The sequence below is a fragment of the Sphingomonas sp. SRS2 genome, assembly GCF_000971055.1.
In the GTDB taxonomy this organism is placed as follows: domain Bacteria; phylum Pseudomonadota; class Alphaproteobacteria; order Sphingomonadales; family Sphingomonadaceae; genus Rhizorhabdus.
Genome location: NZ_LARW01000097.1, coordinates 77,562 through 93,344, shown reverse-complemented (window position 1 = coordinate 93,344; position 15,783 = coordinate 77,562). Strand labels below are relative to the sequence as shown.

Below are 15,783 nucleotides of genomic sequence, written 5' to 3'. Positions count from 1 at the left end.
CATGACAGACCTGTCGAAGCCGCCCGTCGCGGCGCTGCGCCCGCATCGCTACAGCCATCACGGCATTTCGATCGACGATCCCTATTCCTGGCTCAGGGACCAGAAATATCCGGTGATCGACGATGCGGATGTCCTCGCCTATCTGCGCGAGGAGAATGCCTATTTCGAGGCGGCGATGGCGCCGCACGCAGCATTGGTCGACACGCTGTTCGCCGAGATGAAAGGCCGCCTCAAGGAGGATGATGCGAGCGTCCCTCAGAAGGAGGGCGACTGGCTCTACTGGTGGGCGTTCAAGCCGGGTGGGCAATATCGGATCTGGTATCGGCGGCCAGTCGCGGGCGGGGCCGAAAGCATCGTCGTCGATGAACCCGCTGAGGCGGCGGATGCCGAATATTTCCGGTTGCAGGTACTGGCGATCAGCCCCGACGGAAAGCTGGCCGCCTGGTCTGCCGATACCAACGGCGCGGAGCGGTTCGTGCTCAAAATCCGCGACCTGGCGACCGGGCAGGATATCGAGACGGTCAGCCTCGTCACCAACGGTCTGGTCGCCTGGGGCGCGGATTCGAAGAGCCTCGTCTATACCGAGGTCAACGACAATTGGCGGACCTACCGCGCCCGGCTCCATATCCTCGGCAGCGATGCGGCGGGCGATCCCACGCTCTATGAGGAAACCGAGGAACTGGGCTTCAACGTCGGGGTCGGCAAGACCCAGGACGGGCAGTGGATCATCATCGCCACCGGCGACAATCAGACCAGCGAGGTCCGCATCGTCCCCGCCGCCGATCCGGGCGCGGCGCCGGTCATGGTCAGCCCGCGCCAGACGAAGCGCGAATATTCGGTCGACAGCGCGCATGGCTCATTGTGGATCCTGACCAACGACGATCATGTCAATTTTCGTGTCGCGCGCGCCGACCCGGCCGATCCCGGCAATTGGGAGACGGTGATCGCGGGATCGGAAAGCGTCTATATTCGCGGGCTGACCAGCTTTGCCGGGCATCTGGCGCTGACCGAGCGGGTTGACGGTCTCGATCAGGTGCGGCTGCGCGCTTATGACGGGCAGGAACATCGCGTCGCCTTTCCGGAGGCGAGCTACACCGCCGGGCTGGGCGGCAATCCCGAATATGATCCGCCCGCCTACCGGCTGCACTATGCGTCGATGGTCACGCCGCAGACGGTGTTCGACTATGATCCGGTCGCCCGGACGCTGACCACGCGGAAGGTGCAGGAGATACCTTCGGGCTTCGATCCCTCGCTGTATGCGACCGAGCGGCTGATGGTGCCGGCGCGTGACGGCAAGACGATTCCGGTGTCGGTGCTCTATCGCAAGGGATTCTCGCGCGACGGATCGGGCAAGCTCTTCCTCTATGCCTATGGCGCTTATGGCCATGCGATCCCGCCGGGCTTCTCAACCGTGCGTCTGTCGATGGTCGATCGCGGCTGGGCCTATGCGATTGCGCATATCCGGGGCGGGGATGATCTTGGCTATGACTGGTATCTTCAGGGCAAGGCCGAGGCGCGCTGGAACACCTTCCACGACTTCTCCGATGCGGCGAAGGGCCTGATCGCGGCGGGGCTGACCAGCGCCGGCAATATCGCGATCAACGGCGGATCGGCGGGGGGCGAACTGATGGGGGTCGTCGCCAACACCGATTCCGATCTGTGGGGCGCTGTGGTCGCCGATGTGCCCTTCGTCGACGTGCTCAACACGATGCTCGACGCTGATCTGCCGCTGACCCCGGGCGAATGGCCCGAATGGGGCAATCCGATCACCGACAAGGCTGCGTTCGAGCTGATCCGCAGCTACAGCCCCTATGACAATGTCGCGGCGAAAGCCTATCCGCCGATGCTGATCACCGGCGGCCTCAACGATCCGCGCGTCACCTATTGGGAGCCGGCGAAGTGGGCGGCGCGGCTGCGCGCGACCAAGACCGACAACGAGCTGCTGTTGCTCAAGATCAACATGGGTGCGGGGCATGGCGGCAAATCGGGCCGCTATGATTCCTTGCGCGAGGACGCCGAAGCCTATGCCTTCGTGCTGACGCAGATGGGCGCGGGCTAGAGTTTGTTTCACTTACGTGGAAGCGGGCCGGTACCGCCGTTTCAGCTTCGCTGAAACAAACTTTAGTCCCGCCCGGCCCGTAGCGCCGCGCCCGCCGCAAAGGGGGCGAGTGCGGTCAGCAGCAGCGCGGTCGCGGCGAGCAGTTTGATCGCGCCCATGCCGTTGTCGTTGAGCGCGCCCGCGCCGAAGATCAGCAGCGGCACGGCGAGCGGCAGCATCACGAGACCCGCGAGCGCGCCCGCGCCGCGCAGGCCCAGCGTCAGCGCGCTCGTCATCACGCCGAGCGCGGCGAGCGCCGGGGTGCCGATCGCAAGGCCGAGTTCGAGCCGGAGCAGGGTATCGCCATCGAGCTTGAGCAGCGCGGCGGCAGGGATCGCGGCGATCATCAGCGGCGGGCCGAAGCCCAGCCAGTGCGCCACGATCTTGGCGGCGGCGATCCCCTCGTCGGACAGGCCGCGCACCGCATATTGATCGAGCACGCCATTGTCGGAGTCGGGGGCGATCAGCCGGTCGACCGGCAGCAGCGCGGCGAGCAGGGCGGCCATCCACAATGCACCGCCCCCGACGCGGCCGAGCAGTGGACCGTCAGGCCCGACCGCGAAAGGGAAGAGCGTGGCGACGAGCAGGAAGAAGATCAGCGGCAGCATCGCGCCGCCGCCCTGATAGGCGATCCGCACGTCGCGCAGGATGATCGCGCCCCAGGGGTTCATGGCCGTGCCCCCCCACCTGGCTGACCGAGCGCGATGGTCATGGCATCGGGCAGGGCAAGCGGCTGGTGCGTCGCGACCATCACGATGCCGCCGCGCCCGCGATGGATCGCCATCGCTGCCGCCAGCCGGTCGAGTGACGCGGCGTCAAGGCCGTTGCCGGGTTCGTCGAGCAGCCACAGCGCCGCGCGCCCGGCGATCACCCGGGCGAGCGCCGCGCGCTTGCGCTGGCCGGTCGAGAGCATCTGCGCGGGCACCTGCGCGAGATTGGCGATCCCCATCATGTCGAGCGCACCCTCGACCTCGCGCATGCCGACCCCGTCGAGCCGCGCCCAATAGAGCAGCGCCTGTTTGAGCGGAAGCCGCCCGTCGAGCGCCGCCGCCTCGCCGGTGAAAGCGACCCCGCCCTCGCGCTCGACCGCGCCCGCCGAGGGGCGCAGCAGTCCGGCGGCGATCCGCATCAGGCTCGATTTGCCCGCGCCATTGGGGCCGGTGAGCAGCGCCGCTTCGCCCGCGCCGAGCGCGAAGCGCATATCCTCGAACAGCAGCCGCTCGCCGCGCAGGCAGGCGACCGCGTCGAAGGCGAGCCGCGCGGCCATCAGCCCGCCAGTTCCTCGAGCCGGTGCATATCATCGTCGGACAGGCCGAAATGATGCCCGATCTCGTGGATCACGACATGGGCAACCAGCGCCTCCAGCGTCACCCCGGTCTCGACCCACTCATCGAGGATCGCGCGGCGGTACAGGTGGATCATGTCGGGCATCGTCCCGCTATGGTCGACCGACTTCGATCCGACCGGCAGCCCGCTATAGAGCCCGGTCAACTCGAACGGATTCTCGATCCCCATTTCGGCGAGCGTGGCGTCGTCGGCGAAATCCTCGATGTGCAGCACGACATTGCCGAGATGCGCGATGAAATCAGCGGGAAGTTTGGCGATCGCCGCGCGCGCAATCGCCTCGATCCGCTCCGCGCTGGGCGCTATGGTTTGACCTTCGCTCATCTACCCGCGACATAGATGGCATATTCGCATCATGCCAGTAACGAGGACGCATTCATGGCCATAGAACCCCTGAGCGACGAAGAACGCGCCGACGCGCTCGATGCCTTGCCCGATTGGGATCATGACGAGGCCCGCGACGCGATCAGCCGCAGCTTCACCTTCAAGGATTTTTCGGAAGCCTTCGCCTTCATGACGCGCGTCGCTCTTTATGCCGAGAAGCACGACCACCACCCCGAATGGTCGAACGTGTGGAATCGGGTCGATATCCTGCTGACGACGCACGATGCGGGCGGGCTGTCGGTGCGCGACGTGGCGATGGCAGAGGCGATCGAGGGGCTTGCGGAGTAGCGACAAAACTCCTAATGTTCTTCTTTTGTTCTTTACATTCGCGCCGGACTCGTTATGAGCGATAGGCAGCGATAAGGCTGCGGCAACAGGAGAACGCCGTGACCAAATTTTCTCATATACCACTGGCGTGACAGCACCCCGGATAATCCGCGATCCTATTGGGATCGACTTATGATGGAGGAAGAGGCGCGCAAGAAAGCCGAAGCTTCGTCAATATGCCCTCCCGTTGGCCAGCAAGATATGGGGTCCAAGACTTGGGGAGAAAATTTAGCTGGACGACCCGGCTGGCAAGTTCTTTCGGCTGTCGGTTCGGGGCTTGCTGCCCAGCATGCGGCGGCGCAGCGCTTTCCCGATTCCAAACAACATAACGATGAGGCGGATGCCTATCGGCATGCTCTTTGGAACATAAAAATGACCCGAGCTATGAGTCCACAGTCTGCGGCTGATTTTGCCAACAGTTACGAGGTCAGCGGACAAGATCCGCCAGCAGAACATCGGATGGACCTATATAACAATGCGGTAGGAAGAGCTATGGCAACTGATCCGCGTTTTTCAAAGATGTCTGCTCAGGAACTAGCGTATTTGGCGTACCGAAATAATTGTTTTCAGGTAAGATCTAAGTGAATGCAAAGGTCCCATTCGTAAAGAATCTTACTGATGATTCCTTTCAGGAGCGTTCGCATGAGGCAATATATCGATTACCCATAGGTCTGGAGCTGCGCCTAAGCGAAGCGGCAAGATGCTGGTTCCAACACCGGCGCTGACTATCATTTGTTGATCTCCGTTTTTGATGAGGCCGCAAGTGAACCGCCGCCCATGGTGAGATGCTGTGAAAATCGGGCCGATGATGGGAAGACTGATCTGGCCGCAATGCGTATGGCCCGCTAACACCAACCCAATAAAGGTTGGCGTGGCAGGAAATATGTCGGGGCTATGGCTCAGCAAGATGGGGACGCCTCCAAGGCTTTTTAGTTCTCTGGCTACGGCGTGGATGTCTGCTTGGGCGGTGAAGTCGTCATCCACGCCACCGATTGAAATATCGCCGCGCCGGACCGCATGATTATCAAGGGTTGTAATCCCCAAACGAGAAAGTTCGTTCTGGACCGCAACCGCGTTCAACCAGTGATCGTGATTGCCCAACACGGCGATAATGCCCAACGAAGCTCGAAGCGAACCGATTGGGCGCAAGGCTGTCACGATATCATAGCGTCGAGTTATCAGCTTGCTTGCGCTGACGAAATCTCCGCCGAGCAGTATGATGTCGGGCCGAAGCTTGTTGATCGTCTCCACGATCTGCGCCAGCCGTTCTGGCGGCATATCAGGCCCCGCAACGTGAATGTCGGTCAGCAGGATTATGCGCTGTTTCCGCGCGATTTTAGATTCAGGCCCAGGCGAATATTGGAAATGGCGAACGACGGGTTCGCTGCCCGCTAGAAGCAGCATATATATGAGCAGAAGCCATCCGCCCGCTATGATCGTCAGCGTCAATCGCATGGTGCATCAGCTTGCGCGTCCGGGCCTTTGTCGATAGCGCCGTTAGTGCTCAGGCCAGCGACCACCGCGCGAAAATAGCTGTCGGCAGCAGTAGCCCGCGCGCTTCCTCCCGTACCGCCATCTCACCTACCTCGACCGTACCGCCGAGATCGGCCATCGCCTGCGACAGCAGTTCGCCGATCGCCAGCGCCGACATGCGGATCGCGTAGACGGTGAGGACGAGGAATTTCGAGTTCTCGTCGAGCAGCGCGCGGCAGTCGGCGATCAGTCCCGGCAGGTGTTCCTCCAGCCGCCAGACCTCGCCATCGGGGCCACGGCCGAACTTGGGGGGATCGAGGAAGATGCCGTCATAGCGGCGGCCGCGCCGCACTTCTCGCGCGGTGAACTTGGCGGCGTCGTCGACCATCCAGCGGATCGGGCGGTCGGCCATGTCGCTGAGAAATGCATTGGCCTTGGCGGCGTCGACCGACTTCTTCGACGCATCGACATGCGTGAGCTTCGCACCCTTGGCGGCGAGGGCCAGCGTGCCGACGCCGGTATAGCCGAACAGGTTCATCACTTCATCGCCCTCGCCGGTGCGGTCGCGCATCCAGCTCCATTGCGGGGCCATGTCGGGGAAGAAGGCGAGGTGGCGGAAGGGGGTGTTCTGTGCGGTGAAGCGCACTTCTTCCCAGCGCATGTGCCAGCCGCCGCGCGGCACATCGCGTGATAGATGCCATTTGCCGCCGCCATCCTCGTCCGACGCGCCGATGAAGTCGCCATCGGCTTGCCAGTTGGCGGACGCGGGGGCCCACATCGCCTGTGGTTCGGGACGGATGAAGCTGAAGCGGCCATAGCGTTCGAGCTTTCGGCCATGGCCGGAGTCGACGAGGCCGTAATCGTCCCAAGGTTCGGTGATGAGGGTAGTGAGGGTCATGCGGCTGTCGCCACCATTCCCGTCGCCAGCGTCTCGCGGCCCTCGAGGAGGCGGGCGCCGACCGCGCGAACCTGATCGAGGGTGCAGGCGTCGATCTTCGCGACGATCGCGGCGGGATCGAGCGGCTGGCCATGGACGAGCGTCTGGAAGCCGAGCCGGTCGGCGCGGCCCTGGACCGATTCGAGCGTCATCAAGATCGTCGATCGGATCTGCGCCTTGGCGCGGGCCAGTTCGGTGGGCGTCAGATCGATCGCGGCTTCGCGCAATATCGAGCGCGACAGATCGGCGGCGTGCTGCGCCTCGCGCCGCGCGGTGGCCAGATAGACGGTGAGCATGCCGGTATCGCGCCAGGCGGCGACCGAGCTGCCGATCGAATAAGCGAGGCCGCGATCCTCTCGCACCGCCTGGAACAGCCGTGAGGAACTGCCTTCGCCCGCTGCCTGGCTGAACAGCATCAGCGGATAATACTCAGCGTCGAAATAACCGACACCTTCATAACCGAACAATATATGTGCGGATTCGAGCGTGCGCCGCTCGACGAAGTGGCCGCCCGCATAAACCGCGTTTTCGGCGTCAGGGCGCGGGGCAGGTTCCATGTCGCCGAAGCGTGCCTCGGCCAGCGCGATGAGCTGGTCGACGTCGATCTTGCCGGCCGCCGCCAGCACCATGCCCTGCGGCCGGTAGTGCTTGCGCGTCCAGCTGTGGAGATCGCCGACCGAGATCTCCGCGATGCTGGCTTCCTCGCCCAGCACGGGGCGGCCGAAGGCCTGGCCGGGCCAGGCGGTCGAATGGAAATGATCGTTGATGATGTCGTCGGGGAGGTCGCGCGCCTCGCCCAACTCCTGCAGGACGACATCCTTTTCGCGGGTGAGGTCGCCCTCGTCGAAATGTGGCTTGCGGACGAGGTCCGCGATCAGCTCGACGCCGAGATCGAGATTTTCGGCGAGCAGCCGCGCCTGAAAGGCGGTCTGGTCGCGCGACGTGAAGGCGTTGAGATAGCCGCCGACATTCTCGACCGCTTCCGAAATCTCCCGCGCGCTGCGCCCGCCCGCGCCCTTGAACACCATATGCTCGAAAAGATGGGCGAGGCCGTTGGTCCGCGCTTCCTCATGCCGCGCGCCGCAATCGACATGCAGTCCGACAGCGATCGTCTCGACTCCGGCCATCGGCTCGGCGGCGATGGTGAAGCCGTTGGCCAGCCGATGGAGATGCGGGCCGGTCATCGGTTCAAGCTGCCGCCACAGCTTGATCGGCGACGAAGCCCTCGATGGCGCCGATTTCGGCTGGAAGGACAGTGTAGCGTTCCTGCCGCTCGAACAATTCACCGATCCGCGCGGGAAGCGCGGGGCGGATCCCGGTCGCGCGTTCGACGGCATCACCGAACTTGGCCGGGTGGGCGGTCGCCAGCGTTACCACAGGGATGTCGCGGTCGAGCGCGACATCCTGCGCGGCGGCGAGGCCGATCGCGCTGTGCGGATCGATGGTCTCGCCCGCGCGGTCGTGCGCCCAGCGCATCGCGAGTTGCATCCGGTCGGAATCGATCCGGGCGCTGGTGAACAGCGAAGCCGCCTCGTCGCGCATCGCGTCAGACAAGCTGAAACGCTTGTTCGCCTCGAAGCCCTTCATCGATGCGGCAAGCGCCGCGCCATTGCGGCCGTGCAGATCGAACAGCAGGCGTTCGAAGTTCGAACTGACCTGGATGTCCATCGAGGGGGCGGCGGTCGGCGTCACCGATCCGACCGAATAGTCGCCGGCAGAGAGCGCGCGGTGGAGGATGTCGTTGACGTTGGTCGCGACGATCAGTCTGGCGATGGGCAGGCCCATCTTCGCCGCGACATAGCCCGCGAAGACATCGCCGAAATTGCCGGTCGGCACTGAGAAGGCGACCGGGCGGTCGGGCGCGCCCAGCCGGACGGCGGCGTAGAAATAATAGACGACCTGCGCCATCAGCCGCGCCCAGTTGATCGAATTGACCGCGGACAGGTTGAAGCGGCTGGCGAAGGGGGCGTCGGCGAACATCGCCTTCACCAGCGCCTGGGCATCGTCGAAGCTGCCCTCGATAGCGATATTGTGGACGTTGGGCGCGAGGACCGTCGTCATCTGCCGGCGCTGCACCTCGGACACGCGGCCCTTGGGGTGCAACATGAAGATGTCGACCTTCGCGCGGCCAGCCAGGGCATCGATCGCCGCCGAGCCGGTGTCGCCGCTGGTCGCGCCGATCACTGTCAGGTGGGTGTCGCGATTCGCCAGGAAGCGTTCGAACAGCAGGCCGAGAAGCTGGAGCGCGACATCCTTGAAGGCGAGGGTGGGGCCGTGGAACAGCTCCATCAGCCATTGGCGCTGGTCGAGCTGCTTGATCGGCACCACCGCGGCATGCGCGAAGCGGCCATAGGCGGCCTCGCACAGGCTCTTGAGCGCGGCGTCGTCAAGCGCGCCGGCCACGAACGGGCGCATCACCGCGACGGCGGTATCGGCATAGGAAAGCCCACGCAGCGCGGCGATGTCGGCCGTGCTGAAGCGGGGGAAGTTTTCCGGCACGTAAAGCCCGCCGTCGGCGGCGAGGCCCGCGAGCGTTACATCTTCGAATCCGAGGCGGGGGGCATCGCCCCTGGTGCTGACATATTGCATGACCGGCGGCCCTTAGCGGGACAGCGGCCGCGCGGCAAGGAAATGAGCTTTGCTTGTGCGTTTCAGCGTGGGCGGATCAATCAGTCCGCATGGGCCGGATGCCTGCTTTCCATGCGCGCTGCGGTTTCGGGCCGCGCGCGCTCATGCCGGGGAAGGGCGTCGATTGTATCGAACCAGCCCACCCGGCTTTCGCGCCAGATATGGAAGGCGGGCGGCAGGTCGATCGAATCATCCAGAGTCACGACGGTAAAATCGATTTCGTCCGGGGCATAGTCGACGACCATTGCGATCGGCGTACCGCATTCGCCGCAGAACCAGCGCTCTCCAATGTTGGAGGAACGGCGGCAGGTGAGCTCGCCATTTTCGAGCAGGAAGTCGGCACGGGGCACCGTCGCGAAGACGACCGCGGGCGCTCCGGTGGTCAGCTGGCACATGCGGCAATGGCAATAGCCCGCATCATAGGGCTCGCTCATCAGGCGATAGCGGATCGCGCCGCACAGGCATCCGCCGCTTCTCTCGCTATGCTCGATCATCCACCTCTCCCGGTCTACAGAGAGGGAACGGGCGTCGGCGGATCCGGGTCCGCGCCGCCGCGCGAACGGTTGGATTTATCCGACGAACCTGTTTCGTCAGAAGATTCAGCCCTGCTCCGTCAGAAAATCAGGCCGAGCGAGATGCGGACGTCACGGGTTGAAATCGCGCCGGTTTCCTCGACAGGCCGGAAGTCGTTGAAGGTGGCGCCCACCGTCATCCGGCCCCGGGTCGCGCTGGTCGCGAGGCTCAGCGTATTGCCATTCGATGTGCTGATCCCGTTCGCGGCAAAGCGGCGATAGCTGGTTTGCGTCGCGCCCAGTTCGCCCAGGTCGAGCCGGCTGCCGATCTGCCAATAGGTCGGCGCACCGCCCGCCGCGTTCGCGACCGATCCGGTCTGGCGGACATAGCCCATCACATAGTTCAGCCTGATATCCTCGCTGAGCTTGCGGCTGCCTGCGAAGCGCGCGCCATAGATCTGGTTGAGCAGGCGGAACTGGCTGTCGGTGATGTTGCGCTGGTCGACCTGATAGGCATAGCCGCTGAAGGTGCCGAGCGGATTGGTCCAGTTGAGCTGGGCGAATAGATTGTCCCCGGGCACCGTCATGGGCAGCGGCCCTTCGGTGGCGGCCCACTGACTGCTGCTCGACCAGGCATAGGCCAGGTCGGCGCTGAGGCCCGGCAGGCCGGCCCAGCGGACACGGGCGGCATCGAAAGTCTGGTCGCCGTCGCGGTCTCCCGTCATTGCCGCGCTCGCCATGCCGAGATGCTGGCGGCCGACGCTGATCTGGGTGCTCGGCAGGCCGCGATATTCGAGCTTGAGCTCACCAAGCTGGATCGCCTCCGGACGGATCGGCACCCGGCCGGCGGTGGCGCTGGTCTCGGTCCGGCGGACTTCGACGGCGGCATCGCTCACCGCCTCTATCGACCAGAGTCCCGCCGACAGGCTGACACCCGGCCGCGCGCGAAACAGGATCGCGTCGTTGGCGCTGGCCAGCCGGTCGGCAGCATATTGTTCATAGCGTAATTCGGTGCCGAACAGCGGCGCGATGTCGAGCCCCTGCGCGCCCAGCGGCTGGGTGAGGACAAGCAGGGGCAGGGCGAGCAGGCGACGCATTTGAAAACCTGAATGAAGAAGCGGATCCAACGGATTTGCGTCATTTTTATCAGCATGGGGTTAATGCGCCCAGCGCGATGCGACGAAGCGTTTGACGAGTGCGGTCCCGCTTCTCTATATGCGCGCTCCGACAGGCGGCCGGGTGGCCGCCTTTTTGCGTTTCGGAGCCGGATCAAACGACGATCAGAGGAAAGAAGGAGTTTTTGCCATGACCATCACCCCGCTCATGCCGGTTTATCCGCGGTGCGGCGTGCGTCCGGTGCGAGGCGAGGGCTGCTATCTGATCGGCGAGCGCGGCGAACGTTATCTGGACTTCGCCAGCGGCATTGCTGTCAACCTGCTCGGTCATGGCCATCCGGCGCTGGTCAAGGCGATCGCCGACCAGGCGGCGACGCTGATGCACGTCTCCAACCTCTATGGCAGCCCGCAGGGCGAGGCCTTTGCGCAGAAGCTGGTCGACAAGACCTTTGCCGACACGGTGTTCTTCACCAATTCGGGTGCCGAAGCGGTCGAATGCGCGATCAAGACCGCGCGGCGTTACCATTATGTCAACGGCACGCCCGAGAAGACCAAGATCATCAGCTTCGCCAACGCCTTCCACGGCCGGACGCTCGGCACGATCTCGGCGACCAATCAGGCCAAGATGCGCGACGGCTTCGAGCCGCTGCTGCCCGGTTTCGAGGTGGTGCCGTTCAACGACCTCGAGGCCGCGCGCGCCGCGGTCGACGACACGACCGCGGGTTTCCTGGTCGAGCCGGTGCAGGGCGAGGGTGGCATGACCCCGTCGAAGCAGGAGTTCCTCCGGGGCCTGCGACAGATTTGCGACGAGAAGGGGCTCCTGCTGATTCTCGACGAGGTCCAGTGCGGCTATTGCCGGACGGGCAAATTCTTCGCGCACGAACATTATGGCATCACGCCCGACATCATGGCCGTGGCCAAGGGCATTGGCGGCGGCTTCCCGCTCGGCGCGTGCCTTGCGACTGAGGAAGCCGCGAAGGGCATGGTGATCGGCACCCATGGCTCGACCTATGGCGGCAATCCGCTTGCCGTGGCGGCGGGCGAGGCGGTGTTCGACATCGCGGTCAACGAAGCGTTCCTCGCCAACGTCACGAAGATGGGCGACCGGCTGCGCCAGGCGATCGAGCAGATGATGCCGAACCATGACACTGTCTTCGACAGCGTCCGCGGCCTTGGCCTGATGATCGGCATTAAGCTCAAGGACAGCGCCGACGCGCGTGGCTTCGTCGCGCACCTGCGCGACAATCACGGGCTGCTTACGGTCGCGGCCGGCGAAAACGTCGTCCGCATCCTGCCGCCGCTTGTGATCGAGGAAAGCCATATCGCCGAGTGCGTCGAGAAGCTCTCGGCGGGCGCGCGGTCGTTCCAGCCCGCATCGTCATGACGCGCCATTTCATCGATCTCGCCGGCGCGGGGTCTGATGGCTTGCGGGCCATGCTCGATGCCGCCCGGACCCGCAAGCAGGCGCGCAAGGGCCTGCCCAAAGGCAGAGCGGACAGCGATGCTCCGCTCGCGGGCTATACCCTGGCGATGATCTTCGAGAAGAATTCGACGCGGACCCGCGTGTCGTTCGACATGGCGATGCGCCAGCTCGGCGGCACGACGATCGTGATGGAAGCCGGGAGCATGCAGCTTGGCCGCGGCGAGACGATCGCCGACACCGCGCGCGTGCTCAGCCGTTATGTCGACGCGATCGTGATCCGCACCGACGATCATCAGAAGATCATCGATCTGGCCGAACATGCCGACGTGCCGGTGATCAACGGCCTTACCGACCAATCGCATCCCTGCCAGATCATGGCGGACCTGCTGACCGTGCTGGAGCATAAGGGGCGGGTCGAGGGGCTGGAATGGGCGTGGCTGGGCGACGGCAACAATGTCCTCCATTCGATCGTGGAGGCGGCCAGCCTGCTTGAGTTCCCGGTACGCATCGCCTGTCCGGAGGGCTATGATCCCGATCCGCGGGTGATCGCGGCGGCGCGTGAACGCGGCGGCGCCATATCAACCTCGCGCGACCCGGCGGAGGTCGTGCGCGGCGCGGACATCGTCGTCACCGACACCTGGATTTCAATGGGTCAGGAGCACGCCGAGGCCAAGCTGGCCGCGATGATGCCCTATCAAGTCAGCGAGGCGCTGATGGCGCAGGCCGCGCCCGATGCTGCTTTCCTTCACTGCCTGCCCGCGCATCGCGGCGAGGAAGTGGTCGACGCAGTGATGGACGGGCCCCAATCGCTGATCTGGGACGAGGCCGAGAACCGCCTCCACGCCCAGAAGGCGGTGTTGCTCTGGTGCCTGGGCAAGCTCTGACCCTTCTGTCGTCTTGAAAAAGCGTATCCGGATACTGACTTGGATGCCGATGGGACTTCAGCTTTGACCTCCGACCATAACGATCTTGACATCGCGCTCGGCTTCACCATTCCCGAGCGGCATGCGCGCGGGCGGCTCGCGCGGATCGGGCCCATGCTCGATACTATCCTTGGCGCTCATGGCTATCCGCCGACGATCGAGAAGCTGCTCGCCGAGGCGCTGGTCCTCGCGGCGTTGCTCGGCTCGACTCTCAAGCATAAGGACGGCCAGCTTACCCTGCAGGCGCAGGCCGAGGGTGGCGCGGTCGAGCTGATGGTCGCCGATTACAAGAATGGCGAGATGCGCGGCTATATCCGCCACGATGCCGATCGGCTGGCCGAGATGCCCGCCGATCCTTCGCTGTTCGCGCTGTTCGGCAAGGGCTATCTGGCGATCACCTTTGATCAGTCCGTTACCGGCGAGCGTTATCAGGGGATCGTCCCGCTGGAGGGCGGGTCGCTCGGCGAGGCGGCGGAAAGCTATTTCAGCCAGTCCGAGCAATTACCCAGCCTTGTCCGCCTTGGCACCCGCCGCCTGGCCGATGGCCGCCATGTCGCGGGCGGCATCCTGATCCAGCACCTTCCCGAAGGCGAGGAAGGCCGCGACCGCATCCACACCAGGCTCGATCATCCCGAATGGGATCATGTTCGTGCGCTGGGGGAGACATTGTCGGTCGGGGAACTGACGGATCCCGAACTCGCGCTCGACCGGGTGCTGTGGCGGCTGTTCAACGAGGAGGACGAGGTCCGCACCATGGCCAGGGTGCCGCTGTCGCGCGGCTGCCGTTGCGATCCGGTGCATATACGCACTGTCATCTCGCGTTTCCCGGCCGATGAGCGCGCGGAGATGGCCGACGACGGGGGCGAGATCCATGTCGATTGCGAGTTCTGCGCCAGGCGCTTCTCGCTCGCGCTGGATTCGATCTGAAACAATTGTCTGGCATCTGCCGTATCACGGTCGGGCAGATCACAGATTGCTTCAGGAAAAGATTTGTCGGTCTTGGGATATCGACGGTTGGTCGAACCGCGCTATCCTGCGGCAGGCGATATGGGAAGTCGGGAGTCATTATTTCCGGGCGTGAGGGCAAGATGGCTTTGGTGCGGCGTTTGAAGTTGCTTCTGCTGGTACCGATCGCGTCGCAGCTTTCTGCGGCGCCGACTGCCACACCTGCGCCCGCGCCATCCTCGCCTCCGTCCGCACCAATGTCGCTTGCCGCACTCAAGCAGCTCGAAGCCGGAATGTGGCAGCTGGACATCAAAGGCCGCGCGCCGAGGCAAGTTTGCGTTTCCGATCCGATGACGCTGGTACAGATCGAGCATGAACAGCCGGGATGCTCGCGCTTCGTGATCGCGAACGAGCCGAAAAGCTCGACCGTCCATTATAGCTGCGAGCGCGCCGGCTGGGGACGGACGACAGTGCGGGTCGAAACCCCGCGCGCGGCAACGATCCAGACCCAGGGCATCGCGCGCAACGCGCCGTTCGATTATTCGGTACAGGCAAAGCGCTTAGGCGCCTGTGGTGCGCAGCTTTCGGCAAGGCGCTGACGCCGGCGTTTGGCGTGGCTGAATCGCGTATTCGCGAAAGCGCATCATACTAAGGCGCATCATACTAAAGTCGAGTCGGGACCGTGCGCATGCGCATGCTCTGGTTAATGCTTTGTTTAGACCTGTGGCCCTAAAAGCAGATCGTGCCCTTCCCCTTTTGGGGCACAGTTTCTTCCCTTAGCAGGCTTTCGAGCCTCACTGGGCCGCCCTAGGGCGGCCCATTTTTTGCTTAAACCGACTTCAACGTCACCACATCGCCGGCATGCGTGCCTTCCTCGTCCGTGAGGAAAGGCGGGTTGGGGATCGCCTGCCGTCCCTCGTTGAGGATGACCGACCAGCGATCCGACAGCGCGCGCATATAAGGGTCTTGCGGCTCGATGCGCCGCTTGATGATCGGCAGGGTCGGATCGGCGCGGATCACCATCACGTCGAAGGGCAGGCCGACCGACTTGTCGGAGCGGATCGTCGAATCGAACGACAGCAGGCCGACCTTCACCGCCTCGTCGATCGTGCTGTCGTAATTCATCGCGCGGTCGAGGATAGGCTTGCCATATTGGGTCGCGCCGATCTGGTAGAAGGGACTGTCCTTCTGGCATTCGATGAAATTGCCGGCGTCGTAGATCAGGAAGAGCTGCGGCTGGTTGTTGCCGATCCGCCCGCCGAACAGTAGAGAGATGCCAGAGCTTACCCCGGCCGCGTGCAGCGCGGGCTTGAGCTGACGTCCCGCTTCCATCACCGCTTCGCCGATCAGCTGCGCGGCGCGAAACATCGTCGGCATATTCTCGATCTTGCGGGGCGGATCATCGGCGCCCAGCGAGGGCAGGCCCTCCGCGAGCATGCCGAGGACGAGTTGCGTCACCGACAGGTTGCCCGCGCTCGCGACCACGCAGAAGCGTTCGTCGGTGTCCGCCAGGACATGGAGTTTGCGGTAGGTCGAGATGTTGTCGATCCCGGCGTTGGTGCGGGTGTCGGCGATCATGATCAGCCCCTGACGGAGCATTATTCCCACGCAATAAGTCATGGCGTCCCCTCCTCGCCGGTGCCCAAACCGGCTTTGCCCGATCATATACGATCA

17 protein-coding genes are annotated in these 15,783 nt (G+C 64.1%); 7 read left to right on the top strand and 10 right to left on the bottom strand.

Features of this window, described 5'->3' with window-relative positions; translation table 11 throughout:
• Position 1: 1 nt before the first annotated feature.
• A complete protein-coding gene (locus tag WP12_RS14430) occupies positions 2 to 2,059 on the top strand; it encodes a S9 family peptidase (protein WP_046194367.1) in 2,058 nt (685 codons plus the stop codon).
• A gap of 62 nt (positions 2,060 to 2,121) precedes the next feature.
• Here the strand turns inward: WP12_RS14430 and ccmB are convergent, their stop codons facing one another.
• From ccmB to WP12_RS14415, 3 genes are read right to left on the bottom strand one after another with little or no spacing between them, the layout of a single operon-like run.
• Positions 2,122 to 2,769: a heme exporter protein CcmB gene (ccmB, locus tag WP12_RS14425; protein WP_046194366.1), complete on the bottom strand. Its 648-nt coding sequence runs from the start codon at positions 2,767 to 2,769 to the stop codon at positions 2,122 to 2,124.
• Positions 2,766 to 3,365 (bottom strand): heme ABC exporter ATP-binding protein CcmA, encoded by a 600-nt coding sequence (gene ccmA / locus WP12_RS14420; RefSeq protein WP_046194365.1) that lies wholly within the window; start codon positions 3,363 to 3,365, stop codon positions 2,766 to 2,768. Before ccmA ends, ccmB begins: the two co-directional genes overlap by 4 nt.
• Positions 3,365 to 3,766, bottom strand: a complete 402-nt coding sequence (locus tag WP12_RS14415) for a metallopeptidase family protein (protein ID WP_046194364.1) — start codon at positions 3,764 to 3,766, stop codon at positions 3,365 to 3,367. Before WP12_RS14415 ends, ccmA begins: the two co-directional genes overlap by 1 nt.
• A gap of 54 nt (positions 3,767 to 3,820) precedes the next feature.
• Here WP12_RS14415 and WP12_RS14410 point away from each other — a divergent pair, with 54 nt between their 5' ends.
• Positions 3,821 to 4,114 carry a 4a-hydroxytetrahydrobiopterin dehydratase gene (locus tag WP12_RS14410; RefSeq protein ID WP_046194392.1) on the top strand — a complete coding sequence of 98 codons (294 nt, stop codon included), beginning with the start codon at positions 3,821 to 3,823 and terminating at the stop codon, positions 4,112 to 4,114.
• 171 nt (positions 4,115 to 4,285) lie between these two features.
• Positions 4,286 to 4,738, top strand: coding sequence for a DUF6973 domain-containing protein (locus WP12_RS24900; RefSeq protein WP_152664003.1), 453 nt, complete (start codon positions 4,286 to 4,288; stop codon positions 4,736 to 4,738).
• 27 nt (positions 4,739 to 4,765) lie between these two features.
• Here WP12_RS24900 and WP12_RS14400 read toward each other — a convergent pair whose 3' ends face one another.
• The 6 genes from WP12_RS14400 to WP12_RS14375 all read right to left on the bottom strand — a co-directional run bounded on the left by WP12_RS14400 (position 4,766) and on the right by WP12_RS14375 (position 10,800).
• Positions 4,766 to 5,608, bottom strand: coding sequence for a metallophosphoesterase (locus WP12_RS14400; protein WP_046194362.1), 843 nt, complete (start codon positions 5,606 to 5,608; stop codon positions 4,766 to 4,768).
• A 49-nt stretch (positions 5,609 to 5,657) separates the two neighbouring features.
• Positions 5,658 to 6,524 (bottom strand): class I SAM-dependent methyltransferase, encoded by an 867-nt coding sequence (locus tag WP12_RS14395; RefSeq protein ID WP_046194361.1) that lies wholly within the window; start codon positions 6,522 to 6,524, stop codon positions 5,658 to 5,660.
• Entirely contained in the window at positions 6,521 to 7,747 is a 1,227-nt protein-coding gene (locus WP12_RS14390) for a M16 family metallopeptidase (RefSeq protein WP_046194360.1), read from the bottom strand. The genes WP12_RS14395 and WP12_RS14390 overlap by 4 nt, the downstream gene beginning before the upstream one ends.
• A 4-nt stretch (positions 7,748 to 7,751) precedes the next feature.
• Complete coding sequence (gene thrC, locus WP12_RS14385; protein WP_046194359.1) at positions 7,752 to 9,152, bottom strand: threonine synthase; 1,401 nt, start codon at positions 9,150 to 9,152, stop codon at positions 7,752 to 7,754.
• Positions 9,153 to 9,232: 80 nt separating this feature from the next.
• A complete protein-coding gene (locus WP12_RS14380; protein WP_046194358.1) occupies positions 9,233 to 9,685 on the bottom strand; it encodes a GFA family protein in 453 nt (150 codons plus the stop codon).
• 119 nt (positions 9,686 to 9,804) lie between these two features.
• The gene (locus WP12_RS14375) at positions 9,805 to 10,800 is read right to left on the bottom strand and encodes a hypothetical protein (protein ID WP_046194357.1); all 996 of its coding nucleotides are present in this window, start codon (positions 10,798 to 10,800) and stop codon (positions 9,805 to 9,807) included.
• Between the two features lie 208 nt (positions 10,801 to 11,008).
• On the opposite strand from WP12_RS14375, the gene WP12_RS14370 reads away from it, so the two are divergent.
• The 4 genes from WP12_RS14370 (at position 11,009) to WP12_RS14355 (ending at position 14,708) form a co-directional block, all read left to right on the top strand.
• Entirely contained in the window at positions 11,009 to 12,202 is a 1,194-nt protein-coding gene (locus WP12_RS14370) for an aspartate aminotransferase family protein (RefSeq protein WP_046194356.1), read from the top strand.
• Positions 12,199 to 13,125: an ornithine carbamoyltransferase gene (gene argF, locus WP12_RS14365; RefSeq protein ID WP_046194355.1), complete on the top strand. Its 927-nt coding sequence runs from the start codon at positions 12,199 to 12,201 to the stop codon at positions 13,123 to 13,125. Before WP12_RS14370 ends, argF begins: the two co-directional genes overlap by 4 nt.
• 63 nt (positions 13,126 to 13,188) lie before the next feature.
• Complete coding sequence (gene hslO, locus WP12_RS14360) at positions 13,189 to 14,091, top strand: Hsp33 family molecular chaperone HslO (RefSeq protein WP_046194354.1); 903 nt, start codon at positions 13,189 to 13,191, stop codon at positions 14,089 to 14,091.
• A 161-nt stretch (positions 14,092 to 14,252) separates the two neighbouring features.
• Complete coding sequence (locus WP12_RS14355; RefSeq protein ID WP_046194353.1) at positions 14,253 to 14,708, top strand: hypothetical protein; 456 nt, start codon at positions 14,253 to 14,255, stop codon at positions 14,706 to 14,708.
• A 229-nt stretch (positions 14,709 to 14,937) separates the two neighbouring features.
• Here the strand turns inward: WP12_RS14355 and WP12_RS14350 are convergent, their stop codons facing one another.
• Positions 14,938 to 15,729, bottom strand: coding sequence for a peptidase (locus WP12_RS14350; RefSeq protein WP_046194352.1), 792 nt, complete (start codon positions 15,727 to 15,729; stop codon positions 14,938 to 14,940).
• Between the last annotated feature and the right edge of the window lie 54 nt (positions 15,730 to 15,783).